The sequence below is a fragment of the Amycolatopsis pretoriensis genome (genome assembly GCF_900107925.1).
Taxonomy (GTDB): Bacteria; Actinomycetota; Actinomycetes; order Mycobacteriales; family Pseudonocardiaceae; genus Amycolatopsis; species Amycolatopsis pretoriensis.
Window position 1 is genome coordinate 82,295 of record NZ_FNUJ01000012.1, and the last position, 18,408, is coordinate 100,702.

Here is an 18,408-nt window from a genome sequence, read left to right on the forward strand (position 1 = left end):
AGATTCAGCGGCTCAACAGCCGGGCCAGACGACGAACGGTTGACGAACGGTCGCGGGGTCCCGTCGAACGGGGTTCGTCCAGGTGCAGGCGGAGCATCGCCGCCGTCGACCACGCGGGCGGCCTGCCGCGCAAGGAGACCAACGCCATTACGCCGAATGCCAGCGGTACCGACCAGGGTGCCGGTTGCTGCACCAAGATCGCCACCCAGCCGTGCAGGTCCGGGCCGGCGAGGGCGAACAGGATCGAGCCGGACGACGCGACGAGCCCGGTCAGCACCCCGGCGATCCCGCCGGCCGCCGTCAGCCGCGGCCACCAGATGCCGAGCACGAGCAGCGGGCAGAACGTCGACGCGGCGACGGTGAAGCCCCACGTGACGAGCACCCCGGCGTCGAGTTCGGCCGAGCGCAGCGCGAGCAGCACCATGATCGCGGCGACGCCGAACACCGCCATCCGCAGCCGGCGCAGCCCGCCGGGGACGAGGTCGTGCGCGATCGCGCCGGACATCACCAGCAGCAGCCCGAGCGACGTCGCCAGGAACGCGGCGAACGCGCCCGCCGTCAGCAGCGCCGTGAAGAGACCGCCGGCCCAGCCACTGTCCACTTGGTACGGCAGCGCGACGACGACGGTGTCCGTCGCGCCCGAAAGGTAGAGCCCGGGCACGAGAACCCGGCCGAGGACGCCGTAGACGCCGGGGAAGAGGTAGAAGACGCCGAGCAGCGCGACGGTGATCGCGGCCGTGCGGCGCGCGGCGCGGCCGTCCGGGCTGGTGTGGAAGCGCATGAGCACGTGCGGCAGGCCCATCGTGCCGAGCATGGTCGCGATGAGCACGGCCCACGTGCCGAGCAGCGGGTAGCCCTCGTCGCCGAGGTCGAGCAGGGGCCGCTGCCAGTCGTGCCCGCCGAGCGGGGCGCCGCCGCGGACCGCCGGAACTGCCGCCCCCGAGCCGAACACGACGTCGTCCTGGCTGTGCGCGGTGAACTCGCCCGGGGCCAGGGTCCGGGGGACGCCGTTGACGCGCACCGCGGTCGGCTCGCGGATCTCCATGGTGACGTCGACTTCGAACCGCACCGGCGTCTCGCGGGCGAAGTGCGTGAACTCGACGGGGTGCAGGGCGTCGGCCCGGTTGACCGCGCCGGCCTGCAGCACCAGCCAGATCGCGGGGATGAGGAACAGCAGGAGCTTCAGCACGAACTGGAACGCCTGCACGTACGTCGCCGCGCGCATCCCGCCCAGGGCCAGGGTGACGCTGACCGCCGCGCCGGCCAGGACGACGCCGACCCAGTACGGCGTGCCGCCGACCGCGGCGAGCACCAGGCCGGCGGTGCGGAACTGCGGGACGACGTAGATCGTGCCGATCACGAGGACGACCACCGCGGCCAGGCGGCGCAGCGCGGGGGAGTTGAGCCGGGCTTCGGCGAAGTCGGGGACGGTCAGCGCGCCCGAGCGGCGCATCGGCGCGGCCACCAGGACGAGCATCGCGATGTAGCCGGCGGTGAAGCCGACCGGGTACCAGAGAGCGCCGATGCCGTCCTTGACGACGAGCCCGGCGACACCGAGGAAGGACGCCGCGGACAGGTATTCGCCCGAGACGGCGGCGGAGTTGACCAGCGGCGAGATCCGCCGGGACGCGACGAGGAAGTCCGACGTCGTGCGCATGGCGGCGACCCCGCGGACGCCGATGAGCAGCGTCACGAGGACGACGGGGGCGACGGCGAGCGCGACACCCACTAGTCGTCGTCCTCGAGGCGTTCGGCGCGGCGCAGCTGCCAGCGCGCCAGGACGGCCATCGCCGGGTACGGCAGGACCGCGATCATCAGCCACGACACCGGGATTCCCAGCAGCCGCACGGTGTCCAGGCCGGGGAAGATCGCGAAGACGCCCGGCAGGCCGAGCAGGAGCGCGAACATCAGAACCAACGCCGGGACACCGCGACGGCGTTGCGCGCGGTACAGCACCGTGGCGCGCTGGGTGTCGCTCGCGGGGAGCCGGGGCTGGCGCCAGCGGTGGCGCGACCGGCGACGCGCGTGGGCGAGGCGGGTCTGCGGGCTCGTGACCGCGACCCGGCGGATCTTGCTCATCGCGCGCCCGGCCCGAGCTGGCCGCGTTGCGCCGCTTCCAGCAGCCGGTCGCGCAGGTCCCGCGCGTGCCGGCGGCTGACCGGGACGTCGCCGGCCTCCGTGTGCGCCAGCAGCCCGCCCGCGCTGTCGCTGCGCAGCTCCAGCACCGCGCCCACCGACACCAGGAACCCGCGGTGGACCCGGCTGAACCCGGTGCCCTCCCAGTACTCCTCGAGCCGCGAGATCGGCATCCGCACCAAGTGGACGCCGCCGCGCGTGTGCAGCCGGACGTAGTCGCCGTGGGCCTCCACGAACAGCACGTCGTCGCGGCGGACGTACCGCGTCCGGCCACCCGACTCCACCGGCAGCGCCGCCATCGCGTCCGGGGTCGGGCGCGACGCCGGGGTCGCCATCCGCAGCACCTTCGCCAGCGCCGCCGACAGCCGTTCGGCGCGGACCGGCTTGAGCAGGTAGTCGACCGCGCCGATGCCGTACGCCGCCACCGCGTGGCCGTCGTGCGCGGTCACGAACACGATCACCGGCGGCTCGCTCAGCTTCGCCAGCAGCGACGCGAGTTCGAGCCCGTCGAGACCCGGCATCGAGATGTCCAGGAACACCGCGTCGAAGCGGTCCGCCTGAAGCAGCTTCAACGCCTTCAGCGCGTCACCCGCGCCGACGACTTCGCCGACTTCGGGTGCTTCGCGCAGCATGGTGCACAACTCGTCGAGAGCGGGCGCCAGGTCGTCGACGGCGAGGACGCGCAGGGTCACGGCAGCACCCCCGGCTGGAACCGCGGCACCCGCACGATCACCCGGGTCCCCGCGCCGACCTCGGTCTCGACGGTCAGGCCGTACCAGGCGCCGTAGACGTCCCGCAGGCGTCTGTCCACATTGGCCAGTCCGAGCCCGGCGGGGTCGTCCTCGCCGGTGCGCCCGGCCAGGATGTCCGCCGCGCGCTTCGGGTCCATGCCGACCCCGTCGTCCTCGACGAAGATCACGCAGTCGTTCCCTTCCGCCTGGCCGTGCACCTGGACCAGGCCGGTGCCCGAGCGCGGCTCGATGCCGTGCCGGATCGCGTTCTCCACCAACGGCTCCAGCACCAGGTACGGCACCGCGACGGCGAGGATCTCCGGCGCGACCCGCACCTGGACGCGCAGCCGCTCGCCGAGCACCGCCCGTTGCAGCGCCAGGTACGTCTCGATGGCGCGGAACTCCTCGGCGACCACCGTGTACTCGCCGTGGCGCGCGAGGCTGTAACGCGTGTAGTCGGCGAAGTCCAGCATCAGGTCGCGGGCCCGGTCGGGGTCCGACCGCACCAGCGACGCGATGACGGTCAGCGCGTTGTAGACGAAGTGCGGGGACATTTCGGCCCGCAGCGCCCGCAGCTCGGCCTGCGCCGCCTGGTCCGCCGACGCCTCGAGCCGCCCGCGCTCGAGGGCCCGCACGACGAGGTCGGCGGCCTCGGCCGCGACCGCGTCCCGGACGTCGCCGACGACCAGCAGCGCCCCGGCCAGCTCGTCGCGGACGTGCAGCGGCAGCACCATGACGTCGGGCGCGGAGCCGGGTTCCTCGGTGTGGAGCACGCCGTCGAGCACCGACGCGACGACGGCGTCCGGCCCGGGCCGCCCCGACCACAGCAGCGAGCCGGACAGGTCGGTCAGCCCGAGCCCGGGGAAGCCGAACAGGCGCCGCAGGCCGTGGGCCGCGCGGCGCGCGCGGGTGCCCGAGAGGCCGTCGCGCAGGTCGTCGGTGATCCGGCGGGCGGCGGCGAGCACCGGCAGCGGGTCGGCGCGGGACGCCGCCCGCAGGTGCACGGTCAACGGGCCTCCCCTCGGCGACGGTGTCCAGGGCAGTAGATCCTACGGCTACGCGGGGCCGTCCCGGTCGGCCAGCACCTGGGCGTGGCGGCGGAAGCGGCGCCAGGTCCGGTAGTCGTCGAGCGCCGTGACGTCGCCGAGCAGGCTCGTGTTCGCCGGGTACGGCCGGTCGGGCAGCGCGATCCAGCCGGTCGTCCGGGTCTCCTTTACCGCGACCGGCACCGGCCGGAACGTCGTCGGGTCGAGGCCGTCGCTGTGCCGGACGACCTCGTCGTAGAACCACGCCGACGTGATCAGCGCCAGCACCCCGCGCGAGGACTTGAGCGCGTCCTTCAGCGGCGCGGCCTCCAGGAGCCGGAACGTCTGGTTGATCGCCGGCGCGGTGACCCCGTGGTCGTCGAAGGCGACTTCGCCCGCGTGCAGCGCCATCCGGAGCCGGATCCGGGCTTCGGCGTGGTGCGTCCGGTTGTGCCGGTGCAGCGCCACGGCGAGCGCCGTGGGCAGGAAATCGACGAAGGGCCCTTTCGGGATCTCCGCCGGGGCGAGGACGAAGACGCCGTCCCCGCAGTCTTCGCGCCGGCACTGCCCCCACGGGACGCCGGCGTCGTCGAACGCCCGGCAGAGCGCGCGGTACAGCCCGTCGCGCAACGCCAAGCGGTGTGGTGTGGTCCTGCGCCGGTCGCCGTAGCCCTCGACGTCCACGGCGAAGATCGTCCGGTGCCTGGCCGGCCGCTCGTAGTTCATCGCACCCTCCCTGCGATCATGCATGTGTAAATGCATGTGCAGATGAGTGTGACGGGTGACACCCGCGCGGGGGAACGGCTCCTGCGGTGAGCGGTGCCCCCGCCGCGGTGACCGGCGGTGACCGATCGCCGCGGCGAAACACCTGGTCAGAACCCCTGCGGGCGGTGCGCACACCACCCACAGGGATCTGACGGACGGGTCAGCAGGACTGCTTGTAGAAGTACTGCGAGTTGGCGTCCATGTCCGCCTTGGTGATCGAGTGCAGCTCCGCGGTCAGGTTCCGCGTCACCGGCTTGCCCTCGATGGCGGCCACGGCCTGCTGCACGCCCTGGGTGCCGATCGAGGCCGGGTCCTGGGCGATGAGCGCCTGGTACTGGCCGTTCTTCAGGCCCTCGACCTCCGACGGGCTGGCGTCGAAGCCGATCAGGTTGACCGCGCCGACCTTGCCCGCGTTGCGCAGGCCGGTCGCCGCGCCCTCGCCGGTGTTGAGGTTGGTGGCGAAGACGCCGATGAGGTCCGGCGTCGACGAGAGGGCCGCCGTCACCTTGGCCGCGGCCTGCTCCGGCTCGTTTTGGGTGAACTGGACGCCGATCGACTTCAGGTTCGGGGTGTTCTTCAGCTCGTCCTCGAAGCCCTTGGCGCGCGCGGCGGTCGTGGACGTGCCCGCGATCGTGTCGAGCACCAGCACCGAGCCGCTCTTGCCGGCGGCCAGCTTCGCCATCGTCTGGGCCGCGAGCTTGCCACCCGACGCGTTGTCCGAGGAGACGGACGACGCGGCGACGCTCGTGTCCTTCAGCGACGTGTCGACCTCGACGATCTTCGCGCCGCGCGCCTTGACCTGCTGGATCGGCGCGAGCATCGCCGTGTCGTCGGTCGGGGCGATGAGCAGCGCCGCCGGCGGGTTGGAGCCGAGGGCGTTGACGAGCTGGGTCTGCATCGCCGCGTCGAACTTCTGCGGTGCCTGCGTGGTCAGCTCGTAGCCGAGCTTCTTGGCCTCGGCCTGCGCGCCGCACTGCAGTGAGATGTAGAACGGCTCGGCCTGCACGCCCGGGATGAGCGCCAGCTTCTTCGAGCCGGCCGAGTTGGCCTGGCTGTCGCCGGACCCGGTCTGCCCGACCGTGCCGGACCCGCAGGCGGTGAGCAGTGCCGCCGCGGAGACCACGGCACCCATGGCGGTGAGAGTCTTGGTCAGCTTCATAAGCACCTCTTTGTACTTGTGGGGAACTCAGCGGGAGTTGCGGCGACGGCGGCGCCGCTGGTCGAACCAGACGGCGGCGATCAGCACGGCGCCGACGGCGATCATCTGCCAGAAGTCCTGGACGTGGGTGATGTTGAAGCCCTTCTTCAGCACCGCCGGGATGAACACGCCGATCACCGTGCCCAGTACCGTGCCGACGCCGCCGAAGAGGCTCGTCCCGCCCATCACGACCGCGGCGATCGCGTTGAGGTTGTCGGTGGTGTGCGCCGAAATCGTGGTCGACGCGTAGTACGCCAGCGAGAGGAACCCGGCGATCCCGGCCAGGAAGCCCGTCAGCGTGTACACCTTCAGCAGGTGCGCGGTGACGCCGATGCCCGCGCGTCGAGCGCCTTCGGCGTTGGAGCCGACCGCGTAGGTGTAGCGGCCGAACTTCGTGGTGTGCAGCAGCCACGCGCCGATCAAGGTGATCACCACGGCGACGATGACCAGGTTCGGCACCACGCCGAACGAGGTGCCGTAGCCGAGGGTCTTGTTGAGGACCAGGGGGATGCTGCGCACGTCCGAGCCGTTGTTGAGCAGGTAGGCCGAGCCGAGCGCGGCGCCCATGGTGCCAAGGGTGACGATCAGCGGCGGGATCCCCGCCACCGCGATGAGGAAGCCGTTGACCAGCCCCCACACCGTCCCGGCGACGACCGCCGCGAGCAGGCCGACGGTGATGACGCCCCAGCCCGCGTTCGACGCGTTGCCGCCGGACATCGCCTCCATCACCTTGCCGGCGACCATGCCGGAGAAGATCAGCACGGACCCGACGGACAGGTCGATGCCGGAGGTGATGATCACGAACGTCATCCCGACCGACAGCACCAGCAGCACCGCGGTCTCGATGAGCAGCGTCTGGAAGGTGAACAGCGTCGCGAACTCGCCGGGGGCGATCGCGCTGAACACGATGATCAGCGCGACGAGCACCAGCGCGATCCAGAACGTGTTGGCGCCGACCAGGCGCTTGCCGAGCGGCCGCTTGCCGAAGCCGGCGTCCGGTGCTTGCTGGATGTCCTTCGCGGGCGCGGTCACGCGGCCTCCTCCTGCACGAGTGCCCCGGTCATCGCGGCGACGAGGTCTTCGAGCTTCGTGTCCGACCCGGTGAACCGGGCCACGCGCTTGCCGAGCCGCAGCACCTCGACGCGGTCGGCGACCGACAGCACCTCGGGCATGTTGTGGCTGATCAGCACGACGGCGATGCCCTTGTCGCGCACCTTCTTGATGACGTCGAGCACGCGCTCGCGCTGCACGACGCCCAGCGCCGCGGTCGGCTCGTCCATGAACACGACCTTCGACGCCCAGACGACCGAGCGCGCGACCGCGACGCTCTGGCGCTGCCCGCCGGACAGCGAGCCGATCGGGACGTCGGTGCTCTGCAGCGTCACGCCGAGGCGCTGGAACTCCTCGATCGCCTGGCGCCGCATCTCGGCCTTGTCGAGCATGCCGAGCTTGCCGAGGATGCCCTTGCGGTGGATCTCGCGGCCGAGGAAGAGGTTGGCTGCCGGGTCCAGTTCGGGGGCGACGGCCAGGTCCTGGTACACGGTCTCGATGCCCATCCGCCGCGCCGTGGTCGGCGAGTCGAAGCGCACGTCCTTGCCGTCGAGCAGGATCTTGCCCGACGTCGGCTGCTCCGCGCCGGAGAGGCACTTGACCAGGGTGGACTTGCCGGCGCCGTTGTCGCCGATCAACGCCGTCACCTCGCCGGCGCGTGCCTGGAAGGACGCGCCGCGCAGGGCTTCGACGGATCCGTAGTGCTTGGTCAGGTCGACCGCGTCCAGGAGGATTTCGCTCATCCGTGCCTCTCTTCCGGCGCCGGCGGTCGGCAGCGGATCACCGTCGCCGTGCCGGACAGCTCGGTCTGGCCGGCGTCGAACGGGACGACGTAGGTGTCGCCCTTCGTCAGCGCGTGCTCGCCGCCGTGCTCGGTGCGCAGGGTGCCTTCGCCGTCGAGGACGACGAGCACCGCGAACGACGGATCGAGTGACAACGTTGTCACCTTGTCCGTCCGCAGCTGCTCGGCTCGGAAGAACCGCTCCGAGCCGCCGGCCAGCAGGTCCACTGTGGACGCGTGATCGCCCGCCGTGCGCTTGATGATGGTGCCGAGCCGCTCGGTGTCCCAGCCGGACGTGTCCAGTGCCTCGATCGCGGTGTCGAAGCCGAGGCCGAGGTGGCCCTTCTCCGGGGACGCGAGGAAGTCCCGCCACTCGATCGTCAGCGAGAAGTCCGTCGGCTGCTGCAGCTCGACGACGAAGACGCCTTCGCCGATCGCGTGCGGCAGGCCGGCCGGGATGTAGACGGTGTCGCCGGCGGTCACCGGGACGCTGTTCAGCGCGCCCAGCATCGAGGGCACGTCCTGCTCCCGCGTCCACTCGGACACGGTCGCCTTGGACAGCGTCTCCTTGAAGCCGGGGTAGACGCGCGGGTCGTCGCCGTAGGTGCCGACCACGATCCACGCCTCGGTCTTGCCGAAGTGGGAGTCGAAGTGCTGTTTCGCGAACGTGTCGTCCGGGTGGAAGTGCACGGGCAGCCGCTGGCCCGCGTCGAGCAGCTTGACCAGCAGCCCGGTCGACGTCCCGAGCGCCTCCATGTGCTTGGCGCCGAGCCAGGCGTTCGGGTTCGCCACGACGGCGTCACGCAGCCACGCGCCGTCGGGCAGCCGGGTCAGGCCGTTCGTGTCCTGGCCGAACATGGTGCTCACCGACGCGACCCAGTCCTCCGGGCCGAACTTCTTGTCCGACGAGGCCCCGCGCAGAGTGGCGATGGCGTCGCCGCCGCGGTAGAACTGCGGCGGCTGGTTGGCCGGGAGCCGGATGGGTTCGAGGGTCACGGGGCGACCTCACCGGAACCGCGGGCGACGAGATGCACGGGCAGGACTACCTTTCTGGGCGGGGACTGATCTCCTTGGACGCGCGCGAAGAGCAGCTCGGCCGCGGCGTGGCCGAGCGCGCTCACGTCGTGCGCGACGACGGTGACCGGCGGGTCGAGCAGGTCCGCCAGCTCGAAGTCGTCGAAGCCGACCATCGCCGGGCGGTACTCGGCGTGGGCCAGCGCGCGCAGCAGGTGCACGGCGACCCGGTTGTTGCCCGCGATCACGGCGGTCGCCGCGTCCGGGCCGTGCAGCAGCCGCTTCACCGCGTCGCCGATGCCCTCCTGCGTCGGCGTCCGCATCGAGACCAGGGACTCGTCGTAGGAGATGCCGTTGCGGACGCAGCCCTCGCGGAACCCCCGCAGGCGCTCGGCCGCGGTGAAGATGTCGGGGCTGTCGCCCAGGAACGCGATCCGGCGGTGACCGTGCTTCGCCAGGTGCGTGACCGCTTCGATGGTGCCGCCGAGGTTGTCGACCAGCACGGTGTCGGCCACGATGTCGCCGGCCGGGCGGTCGATGAACACCACCGGGGTGCCCGCGCGCATCTCCGGCACCAGGTAGCCGTGCTGCAGGCCGGCCGGGACGACGAGGATGCCGTCCACCCGCCGCGCGCAGAACTCGAGCACGAGCTCGCGCTCGCGGTCGGAGTTCTCCTCGGACGAGCCGGTGAGCACCTGGCGCCCGAACGACGTCGCGATGCGCTCGACCGCGCGGTTCAGCTCGGAGTAGAAGGGGTTGCCGACGTCCTCGACGATCAGCCCGATGGTGCCGGTCGTCGACCCGCGGCGCAGGTTGCGCGCGCCCAGGTTGCGCCGGAACCCCAGCTGCTCGATGGCCGCCATGACCCGCTCGGCGGTGTCCGGGTGCACCGCCGGTTCGTCGTTGACCACGCGCGAGACGGTCTTGATGCTCACGCCCGCCAGCCGTGCCACGTCGCTCATGGTGGCGCGTCTGCTCGCGGTGCGCGGGGCACCGTCCCGGTCCCGGCCGGGGGGAGACAACGTTGTCATAGTGACCGGGATTGAACGCCAAGACCCGGTGGCTTGTCAACGCCTGGTGCGAGGATTGTGCCGATTCGGCTACCGACGTCGTAGGACAGACGGCTGATCACACTGTCTTGAAGTGGACAGGTCTTGACGAGACCTCTTGACGATCCGGTGAGCCGCTGCCCAAGGTGACCCGGTTCGACCGACTGCGCGACAAGGTTGTCATCACACCGTTTCTGGTCGCGCTGACGAGGTGAAAGGCGATGGCCATGGCGCGATTGCGCTTCAGAGCCGGTTTGACCTTTTTGACCCTGGCGGTGACGGCAGCGGTGGCTCCCGCTGTCCCCGCGATGGCCGCTCAGAGCACGGATTTCGCGAAGTGGGTCAACCCCTTCGTGGGCACCCGTCCCGGTGGCGCCGACCACGGCACCGGGGGCGGTGCCGGCAACACGTTCCCGGGCGCGGTCGCGCCGTTCGGCATGGTCCAGTGGAGCCCGGACACGGTGAAGTCCCAGCCGGGCGGGTACTTCTACGACGACAACGCCCTCACCGGGTTCAGCCTGACGCACCTTTCGGGTGCCGGCTGTTCGACCTATGAGGACATCCCGTTCATCCCTTATGTCGGCGAAGTGACGACTTCCCCGGCGACCGACCCCTCGCACTACACGTCGAAGTTCTCGCACGCCAACGAACACGCGACCGCGGGCGCCTACGACGTCACCCTCGACAGTGGGGCGAAGGTCGAGCTGAGCGCGACCCAGCGCACCGGCTCCGCGCGGCTGACCTACCCGGCCGGTGCGTCCTCGACGTTGCTGGTCAACACCTCCGGCTCGGTCAACGGCACCGACGACGCGTCGATCACCATCGGCAAGGACACCATCAGCGGCTGGGCCACGAGCGGCCGCTTCTGCGGCGCGCAGAACAGCTACCGCGTCTACTTCTCGGCCAAGTTCGACACGCCGTTCGCGTCCATCGGCACGTGGAAGAACGGCGCCGTGACGCCGAACAAGGCCGCGGAAACCGGTGGTGCCAAGGCGAAGGTCGCGCAGCCCAACGGCGTGAACGCGTCGATCGCGCGCACCGCCACGGCCAAGCAGCAGAACACCACCGTGAGCGGTCCGGGCAGCGGCGGGTACGTCACCTTCGCCAACCTCAACGGCGCCCAGGTGAACGTCCAGGTCGGACTGTCCTTTGTGTCCGTCGACGGCGCGAAGGCTAACCTCAAGGCCGAGAACACCGGCAAGTCGTTCGACAAGGTGGCCGCGGGAGCGCGGAAGGCCTGGAACGACCAGCTCGGCAAGATCGCCGTCACCGGCGGCTCCGACGCGGACATGACGACGTTCTACACGTCGCTGTACCACTCGCTGATCCAGCCGAACGTCTTCTCCGATGTGGACGGTCAGTACATCGGCTTCGACGGGCGGGTGCACAAGGCCGACAAGGGCCACGCGATGTACACCAACTTCTCCGGCTGGGACATCTACCGTTCGGAGATCCCGCTCCTGGCGACGATCGACCCGAAGCAGACCTCGGACATCGTCCGGTCGATGATGGCCTACGCCGAGCAGGGCGGCTCGTGGGACCGCTGGACGGTCGCCAACGACTACACCGGCGTCATGAACGGCGACCCGTACCACATCATCGTCTCCAGCGCGTACGCGTTCGGCGCCCGTGACTTCGACGCCCAGAAGGCGTTGCTGCTCATGATCAAGGGCGCCACCCAGCCGACCCAGGGCTACACCGAGCGGCCGGGCCTGGACGACTACCAGAAGCTGGGTTACGTGCCCGGCGCCGGCGCGGACACGCTCGAGTACACCAGCGCCGACTTCTCCATCGCCCAGTTCGCCAAGCGGCTCGGCGACAGCGCGACGTACACGACGTTCATGAAGCGCGCGCAGAACTGGCAGAACCTCTACAACCCGGGGACCGGGCACCTGCAGCCGCGCAACGCGGACGGCTCGTTCGCCGGCACCTACGACCCCGCCAGCTCACAGGGCTGGGTCGAGGGCAACGGCGCGCAGTACGAGTGGATGGTGCCCTACGACCTCGGCGGCGTCGTGACGGCGTTCGGCGGGAACACCGCGACCCAGTCGCGGCTGGACACCTTCTTCACCCAGCTGAACGCGGGCACGCAGGAGCCGTACGCCTTCATGGGCAACGAGCCGAACTCCAACGCGCCCTACGTGTATTCGTACGCGGGCGCGCCGGCCAAGACCCAGGGGATCGTGCACCGCTCGATGGACGAGCTGTACAACCCGCGTCCCGAAGGCCTGATCGGCAACGACGACCTCGGCCAGATGTCGGCGTGGTACGTCTGGTCGGCGCTCGGCATCTACCCGGAGATCCCAGGCCGCGCCGAGACGCTGCTCGTCACCCCGCGCTTCGAGCACGCCGTGCTCACCACCGGCGCGGGCAAGAAGATCACGATCAACGCGCCGGGCACCGGCGACTACGTGGGCAGCTTGAAGGTCAACGGCGGCGCGGCGGCGAAGGCGTGGCTGCCGGAGGCGCTGATCTCCAGCGGCGGCACGCTCGACTACACGCGGTCCGCCACGGCGACCTCGTGGGGCAGCGCGACGGCCGACGCCCCGCCGTCGTTCCGCGAGCAGGAGAAGCCGAGCCTGTCCTTCGTGGACCCGGCCCGCGCGGTGACGCCCGCGGGGTCGACGTCCAAGGCGTCGGTCGGGGTCCAGGACCTTTCGGGCGTCGCCCGGACCTGGACCTACAGCGCGGGCAGCGTCGACGGGATCACGCTGACCCCGGCGACGGGCAGCATCGCGGTGCCCGCCGCGGGCAAGGCCCAGGCCGAGTTGACGGTCAGCGTCCCGGCCGGGCTGGCCGACGGCGCGCGGCGCATCCCGGTGACGTTCTCCGCGCCGGGAGTCGCGTCCTCGCAGGCCGTCCTGACGGTGTTGGTGGCGCAGCCGAACAGCTGGCTGGCCACGGTGAACAACGCCGGCATCTCCCCGGACTCGAACTCGGGCGCGGCCAACTTCGACGGCGGCGGCTGGAGCTACTCGGCCGACGCCCTCGCCGCGGCCGGCGCCACCCCGGGCGGCACGGTCACCAGTGACGGCATCAAGTTCACCTGGCCGGCGTTCCCGGCGGGCGACCCGGACAACGTCGTCGCCGGCGGCCAGACGGTGAACGTGACCGGTTCGGGCCGGCTCGCGCTGCTCGGCTCGGCGTCCAACGGCAACGCGTCCGGCACGCTGACGCTGACCTACACCGACGGCACGACGTCCACCGCGACCATCGGGTTCTCCGACTGGACCCTCGGCGGCGGCGGCGCCCAGCCGGCGTTCGGCAACCGGATCGTGCTGTCCACGCCGTACCGCAACGCTTCGGGCGGCGACCCGCAGCAAATCCGCACGATGGTGTTCGGCACCAACCCGATCACCCTGGCCGCGGGCAAGACCCTTGCCAGCGTGACGCTGCCGGACAACGTCAGCGGTGGTGCGTTGCACGTGTTCGCCATCGGCGTCGGCGCGTAGCCGACCGAAAACGGCGGCCCCCTCCCCGCGCGGGAGGGGGCCGTTCCCATGTCCGGATCCGGCCATCGTCATCGCCCGTTCGGACGCTTACGCACGATGATCTCTGGGTTAGGTTGAGGCCACCCCAAGGGGAGTGGGGAGGTGGGGGTCGATCGTGCCGGTTTCGCTGGAACCGTTGGTATTCCCGGATGTCGAGCAGGCGGTCGCGGAGTTCCTCCGCGCCCGGCCCGAGCTGTCCGGCGTCCCGGTGGGGTCGTCGGTCCCGCCGGGCTTCGACGGGACGCAGCGCGCCGTCGTGCTCACCCGGCTCGGCGGCGTCTACCTCGACGACGACCGGCTCGACAACGCGGAGGTGCGGCTGGACTCCTACGGTCCGGACAAGACCGCCGCGCACGCGGTCGCGCTGGCCGTGCGGGGCGTGCTGCCGCTGCTGGGGGTTTCCGGCGGGACGGTGTTCCCCGACGTGACCGAACTCCAAGGGCCGTGCTTCGTGCTCGACCGGAGGCATTCCGACGCGAACCGGTACGTCATGCGGTACCGGTTCGCCGCGCAAGTCGTATCCAGATCGGCCTGAACGGGCCGGCGGCGCAGTGGGAGGGCTGCTCATGCCAGGACTGAACGCCAGCGAGATCCGGGTGGCCGGAACCGGAGCCGTCTACGTGGCCCCGGCGCACACCCCGATGAACTTCACCGGGGAGTGGGCGTCGCCGTGGACCGACCTCGGCTACACCAGCGCGGACGGGGTCAAGTTCGTCAAGAAGGACAAGCTCGACCCGGTCGACACGTGGCAGTCGGTGGCCGCGATCCGGTACGTCTTCAGCGACCGCGACTTCTCGGTGAAGTTCTCGCTGCTGCAGCTGAACAGCGACACCCTGCAGTTCTTCTTCAGCTCGCCGCCGCCGACGGCGGCCGGCGTGTACAACATCGCCGCCGCGCCGAAGGTGGAAGAGCGCGCCCTCGGCATCGAATTCACCGACGGCGCGGTGAAGAACCGGTTCTACATCCCGCGCGGGGTGGTCACCGAGACCGACGAAACCGCGATCACGCGGACCTCGGCGATCAAGCTCGGCGTCACCTTCACGGCGATGACGCCGATCATCGGTGATCCGGAAACACTGGCGCAGTGGTCGATCAGCGAGGCGGCCGCTGCGGCCGCCGGGACGTCCGAGTAGCGGGGGAACGCACCACATGGCGAAGTACGACGTCAACGCCGCGCGGGCGCAACGCCTGGAAGCGCTGGGGGAGCGCTGGGAGTTCGAGCTCGACGGCGACACCTTCAGCCTGCCCACCGAGCTGCCCCGGGACGCGGTGAGCAGGCTGGCCGCGCTGGACCCGTCCGATTTGGACGGTCTGCTGCAGGTCCTGCTCGGCGACGAGCAGTTCAAGCGCCTCGACGACCACTCGCTCAGCGTCCAGGACGTCCAGGCGCTGCTGGAGGCCTACGGTCGCGACACCGGTATGGCACTGGGGGAATCCTCGGCCTCGACGCGCTCCTGAGCGAGCACGGCGAGGCCGTCGAAGCCGACCTGCTCCGGTTCTACCGGGTGGACCTGCTCGACTACCACCGCGGCCGGCTCTCGCCGCGGCGGCTGCGGGTGCTCATCCGGCACCTGCCCCGCGAGTCCGCGCTGGTGCGCGCGCTGCACGGGGAGGCGGCCGAGTGGGGCCTGACCGAGCACCTGCTCGCCGGCGCCGTCGACGAGCTGGCGGTCGGCAACTGGTTGTTCGTCACGGCCAACTCCGGCGAGCAGGCCGATCCGCCGCCGCGCCCGCGGCCGGTGCCCCGGCCCGGCGTCGAACCGGAGCCGGACCCCGCGGCCACCCCGGCCGAGATCGCCGCGTTCTTCGGCGCACCCGCACGAGGAGGTGACTGATGCCCGAAGCGACTTCCGCCGTCGCGGGCGCGCAGGCGCAGACGAACGCCTTGGTGGCCGGCATCCAGAAGTCGATCACCGACGCCGCGAACAAGATATCCACGAAGTTCGCCGAGCGTGTCGACGAAGAGCTCGCCGAGATGACGACGAGCTTCAAGGCGACGCACCCGGCCGTCACCCAGGCCGTCACCGACGTCGTCGGCTACACGGACGCGGTCAAGACCACGTCGGTCGCGATCCGGGACAGCGCCAAGCAGCTCAAGGAGACGAGCGCCGCGGTCAAGCAGCTGCCGGCGTCCATCCGGGACGTCCAGACCGGCCTGCGCGACAGCGCGACGGAGGCGGCGAAGCTCGGCCGCGACCTGAAGCAGATGGTCGCCGGCGTGCCCGGCATGGTGCGGGACCTCGCGACCGCCATGAAGACGAACCTGATCCAGGGCTTCAACGCCGTGCGCCAGGGGGCGGTGCAGGGCGCGAAGGCCGTGCTCGACTTCGCCAAGTCGACGTTCACGTTCTCGAACATCCAGAATGCCGCCACGGCCGTCACCGTGCTTTTCAAGAACGCCGTGAAAGGGCTCGGCAACGCGATCAAGGCGAATCCCATCGGGTTCGCGGTCACCGTGCTGACCTTGCTCATCGGCGCGCTGATCTTCGCCTACCAGCGAAGTACGACGTTCCGGAACATCGTCAACGCGGCCTTCGCCGCGGTTCGGTCGGTCGTGACCGCCGCGATGGGCAAGGTCCGCGAGATCATCCACGCCGTCTGGCCCGCGGTGTCCAAAGTGGTCCAGATCGCGGCGAAGCTGATCCACGGCTACGTGAGCACCTACTTCGGCGCGCTTCGCAAGGTCGTCGAGACGGTCTGGAGCGCGGTGAAGACGGTCGTCACCGGCGCGGTGAACACGGTGGTCGCCACGGTCAAGGGCGTCGGCAAGGTGGCCGGCATCGTCAAGGGCGCGTTCGACCAGGCGAAGACGGCGGTGAGCGGCGCGCTGTCCGGCATCGTCGGGTTCGTGAAGGGACTGCCGGGCCAGATCGTCAAGGCGCTCGGCAACCTGGGCCGGACGCTCTACGACACGGGCAAGTCGTTGATCGAGGGTTTCCTCAACGGCATCCGCGACATGGCGGGCAGCATCGTTTCGACCCTGCAGAACTCCGTGATCGACAAGATTCCGGGCCCGATCCGGAAGGCGCTCGGGATCAGATCGCCGTCCCGCGTGATGGCGCAGATCGGCACCGACATCGGCGCCGGGCTCACCACCGGCATCGATTCGACGCGCGACCGGGTGGCCGAGGCGATGACCAAACTGGTGCCGGTGCCGAAGTCGGCGACGATCGCGCCCGCGCTGGCCACCCTGCGCACGACCCTCGCCGCCCACGTGACCGGCCCGCTCGCCCGCGTGGCACCGGCCGTGGCCGCCGGCGCCGTCACGGTGAACGTGCACCCGCGGGCCGGGCAGTCGGAGTACGAGATCGGGCGCATCGCGGCCAGGGAGGTGGCATGGGCGGCGAAGCGGTGACCCTGGTGCTGCCGGTGTACGAAGTGGACGGCTGGGCGGGCAACACGATCGACGCGGACGGCGTCGAGTGGTGGGTGACCAAAGAGGACGGCTGGTCCGGCGGCCCGGGGGTGCGGCTGGAACTGTCCGACCGCCCGCAGCGCGACGGCAGTTTCGACGCGCCGTCGTTCCGCTCGGCCCGGGTGATCACGTTGGAGGGCACGGCGATCGCCCCGGACGGCGCTGCCCGTGAGCGGGCCAAGGACCGCATGGCCGCCCTGCTCGCGGACGGCTCCCGGTTGACACCACTCGTGGTCGCCGAGCGCACGGTACGCCGGAGCGCCCAGGTGCGGCTGTCGTCGGCGATCAAGATCGTGGACACGACGCCGGTGAGTTTCGACTGGTCGGTGCAGGTCACCGCCCCGGACCCGCTCCGCTACGGCGCGGATCCCCACAGTGAGAGCTGCGTACTGCCCCGGCCCGCTCCGGGCGTGACGTTCCCCGTGCGGTTCCCGCTGGTCTTCGGCCGTGGCGAAGGCGGAGCCCTCGCTTTGGCGAACTCGGGGACCGCGACCGTGCATCCGGTGTGGACGATCACCGGCCCGTGCGCCCAGCCGGTGATCCGCAACGACTCCACCGGTGAGCGGATGGCGTTTTCGCTGAGCCTCGCCGAAGGAGACGTGCTGACCGTCGACTCCGCCGCCCGGACCGTGTTCCTGGGTGAGGCGTCTCGCCGTGCCACGCTGCTGCCGCGGTCGGCGTGGTTCGGCCTGCCGCCCGGTAGCACGGCGATCGGGTTCGAAGCCGCCGACAACACCGCGGCCGGCCGGTTGACCGTCCGGTGGTACGACGCGTGGATCTGAAGGAACAGAAGGGGGAACGACGATGGTGGAGCGGGACCCGGGCTGGGTGGACGGCGTCGACGCCGCCGAAGCCAGGCTCATCACCGGCGCGCTGGTGCAGGCCGAGGGCATCGGCGACGCACTCGATCCGCTGCGGGCGCGATCGGGGGTGCGCGACAGCCCCGGTGACCCCGGCAAGGTGGCACTCGTCTCGAACAAGCTGCGGGTCAACCCGTTCCAGGCGGTGCTCAGTGACCGGACCAAGCCGGCTGACGGCCCGTACATCGTGACCCTGGACGCGGTGAAGGAGCTGCCGATCGCCGCGGCGCACGCGTCCTTGGCCCGGTGGGATCTGGTGGTGGCCGAGCTGGCCGGCAGCGGTTTCGTCGTGAACGTCTACACGGGGGAGAGCTCGGCCAGTCCCGTGCGGCCCACGCCGAATCCGGGGCCGAGCCTCGTCCTCGCGGAGATTCAGGTGCCGAAGGAGGGCACCCCGCCGACGGTCACCGACCGGCGGCAGTTCACCGCGGGGATGAGCGGGATCCTGCCGGTACGCGGCGACACCGATCTGCCGCCTGTTGCCACCGCGCACAGCAGCCAGTTCGTGTACCGCGTGGACACCGGTGTCCTTCTGTGCAAGCGGAATTCGGCCTGGGTGCCCTACCGGCCGCCCCGCGGGGACACCTGGCATCCCATGACGCCCCTCGATGGCGGCTGGAAGAACTTCGTGAGCGGTTACAACACCCCCGCCTACACTTTGATGGACGATGGCTGGGTACGGCTGCGCGGCGTGGTCTGCAACGGTGTGATCGGCGAGACGATCTTCACGCTCCCGAACAACTGCAAGCCTCCGGTGCAGTGGCTGCTCGGGGTCAGCACGAGTCCCGACGCGCACGGCCTGGTCAACGTCCTGCCGACCGGCGCGATCAAGGCGACCAAGGGCAACCCCGCCTGGATCTCGCTCGACGGCCTGACCTTCGCCACCTACTAGG

General features: G+C 70.8%; 18 protein-coding genes. 8 read left to right on the top strand and 10 right to left on the bottom strand.

Going from position 1 to position 18,408, the window contains the following annotated elements; all coding sequences use genetic code 11:
* Positions 1–4: 4 nt before the first annotated feature.
* The 10 genes from BLV96_RS41155 to BLV96_RS41200 all read right to left on the bottom strand — a co-directional run bounded on the left by BLV96_RS41155 (position 5) and on the right by BLV96_RS41200 (position 9,662).
* On the bottom strand, positions 5–1,729 hold the full coding sequence (locus tag BLV96_RS41155; protein ID WP_086673119.1) for a sodium/solute symporter: 1,725 nt from the start codon (positions 1,727–1,729) through the stop codon (positions 5–7).
* Positions 1,729–2,079, bottom strand: coding sequence for a hypothetical protein (locus BLV96_RS41160; protein ID WP_086673117.1), 351 nt, complete (start codon positions 2,077–2,079; stop codon positions 1,729–1,731). Before BLV96_RS41160 ends, BLV96_RS41155 begins: the two co-directional genes overlap by 1 nt.
* Positions 2,076–2,828, bottom strand: a complete 753-nt coding sequence (locus BLV96_RS41165; RefSeq protein ID WP_086673115.1) for a LytR/AlgR family response regulator transcription factor — start codon at positions 2,826–2,828, stop codon at positions 2,076–2,078. The genes BLV96_RS41160 and BLV96_RS41165 overlap by 4 nt, the downstream gene beginning before the upstream one ends.
* Positions 2,825–3,871: a sensor histidine kinase gene (locus BLV96_RS41170; protein WP_086673138.1), complete on the bottom strand. Its 1,047-nt coding sequence runs from the start codon at positions 3,869–3,871 to the stop codon at positions 2,825–2,827. The genes BLV96_RS41165 and BLV96_RS41170 overlap by 4 nt, the downstream gene beginning before the upstream one ends.
* 51 nt (positions 3,872–3,922) lie before the next feature.
* Positions 3,923–4,618, bottom strand: coding sequence for a hypothetical protein (locus BLV96_RS41175; protein ID WP_086673113.1), 696 nt, complete (start codon positions 4,616–4,618; stop codon positions 3,923–3,925).
* Positions 4,619–4,817: 199 nt separating this feature from the next.
* Positions 4,818–5,816, bottom strand: coding sequence for an ABC transporter substrate-binding protein (locus tag BLV96_RS41180; protein ID WP_086673111.1), 999 nt, complete (start codon positions 5,814–5,816; stop codon positions 4,818–4,820).
* Positions 5,817–5,843: 27 nt separating this feature from the next.
* Positions 5,844–6,887, bottom strand: coding sequence for an ABC transporter permease (locus tag BLV96_RS41185; protein WP_086673109.1), 1,044 nt, complete (start codon positions 6,885–6,887; stop codon positions 5,844–5,846).
* Entirely contained in the window at positions 6,884–7,648 is a 765-nt protein-coding gene (locus BLV96_RS41190) for an ATP-binding cassette domain-containing protein (RefSeq protein WP_086673107.1), read from the bottom strand. Before BLV96_RS41190 ends, BLV96_RS41185 begins: the two co-directional genes overlap by 4 nt.
* On the bottom strand, positions 7,645–8,682 hold the full coding sequence (locus tag BLV96_RS41195; protein WP_086673105.1) for a class I mannose-6-phosphate isomerase: 1,038 nt from the start codon (positions 8,680–8,682) through the stop codon (positions 7,645–7,647). Before BLV96_RS41195 ends, BLV96_RS41190 begins: the two co-directional genes overlap by 4 nt.
* On the bottom strand, positions 8,679–9,662 hold the full coding sequence (locus BLV96_RS41200; protein WP_086673103.1) for a LacI family DNA-binding transcriptional regulator: 984 nt from the start codon (positions 9,660–9,662) through the stop codon (positions 8,679–8,681). The genes BLV96_RS41195 and BLV96_RS41200 overlap by 4 nt, the downstream gene beginning before the upstream one ends.
* A gap of 308 nt (positions 9,663–9,970) precedes the next feature.
* Here BLV96_RS41200 and BLV96_RS41205 point away from each other — a divergent pair, with 308 nt between their 5' ends.
* The 8 genes from BLV96_RS41205 to BLV96_RS41240 all read left to right on the top strand — a co-directional run bounded on the left by BLV96_RS41205 (position 9,971) and on the right by BLV96_RS41240 (position 18,407).
* Positions 9,971–13,201: a GH92 family glycosyl hydrolase gene (locus BLV96_RS41205; RefSeq protein ID WP_425266211.1), complete on the top strand. Its 3,231-nt coding sequence runs from the start codon at positions 9,971–9,973 to the stop codon at positions 13,199–13,201.
* Positions 13,202–13,355: 154 nt separating this feature from the next.
* Positions 13,356–13,775: a hypothetical protein gene (locus tag BLV96_RS41210; protein WP_086673101.1), complete on the top strand. Its 420-nt coding sequence runs from the start codon at positions 13,356–13,358 to the stop codon at positions 13,773–13,775.
* 31 nt (positions 13,776–13,806) lie between these two features.
* On the top strand, positions 13,807–14,373 hold the full coding sequence (locus tag BLV96_RS41215) for a phage tail tube protein (protein ID WP_086673099.1): 567 nt from the start codon (positions 13,807–13,809) through the stop codon (positions 14,371–14,373).
* 16 nt (positions 14,374–14,389) lie between these two features.
* Positions 14,390–14,698, top strand: a complete 309-nt coding sequence (locus tag BLV96_RS41220; RefSeq protein WP_086673097.1) for a hypothetical protein — start codon at positions 14,390–14,392, stop codon at positions 14,696–14,698.
* A gap of 47 nt (positions 14,699–14,745) precedes the next feature.
* The gene (locus BLV96_RS41225; RefSeq protein WP_086673095.1) at positions 14,746–15,075 is read left to right on the top strand and encodes a hypothetical protein; all 330 of its coding nucleotides are present in this window, start codon (positions 14,746–14,748) and stop codon (positions 15,073–15,075) included.
* Complete coding sequence (locus BLV96_RS41230; RefSeq protein ID WP_086673093.1) at positions 15,075–16,595, top strand: phage tail protein; 1,521 nt, start codon at positions 15,075–15,077, stop codon at positions 16,593–16,595. Before BLV96_RS41225 ends, BLV96_RS41230 begins: the two co-directional genes overlap by 1 nt.
* Positions 16,577–17,437 carry a phage distal tail protein gene (locus BLV96_RS41235; protein WP_086673091.1) on the top strand — a complete coding sequence of 287 codons (861 nt, stop codon included), beginning with the start codon at positions 16,577–16,579 and terminating at the stop codon, positions 17,435–17,437. Before BLV96_RS41230 ends, BLV96_RS41235 begins: the two co-directional genes overlap by 19 nt.
* A 22-nt stretch (positions 17,438–17,459) precedes the next feature.
* On the top strand, positions 17,460–18,407 hold the full coding sequence (locus tag BLV96_RS41240; RefSeq protein WP_086673089.1) for a hypothetical protein: 948 nt from the start codon (positions 17,460–17,462) through the stop codon (positions 18,405–18,407).
* Position 18,408: the final 1 nt, after the last annotated feature.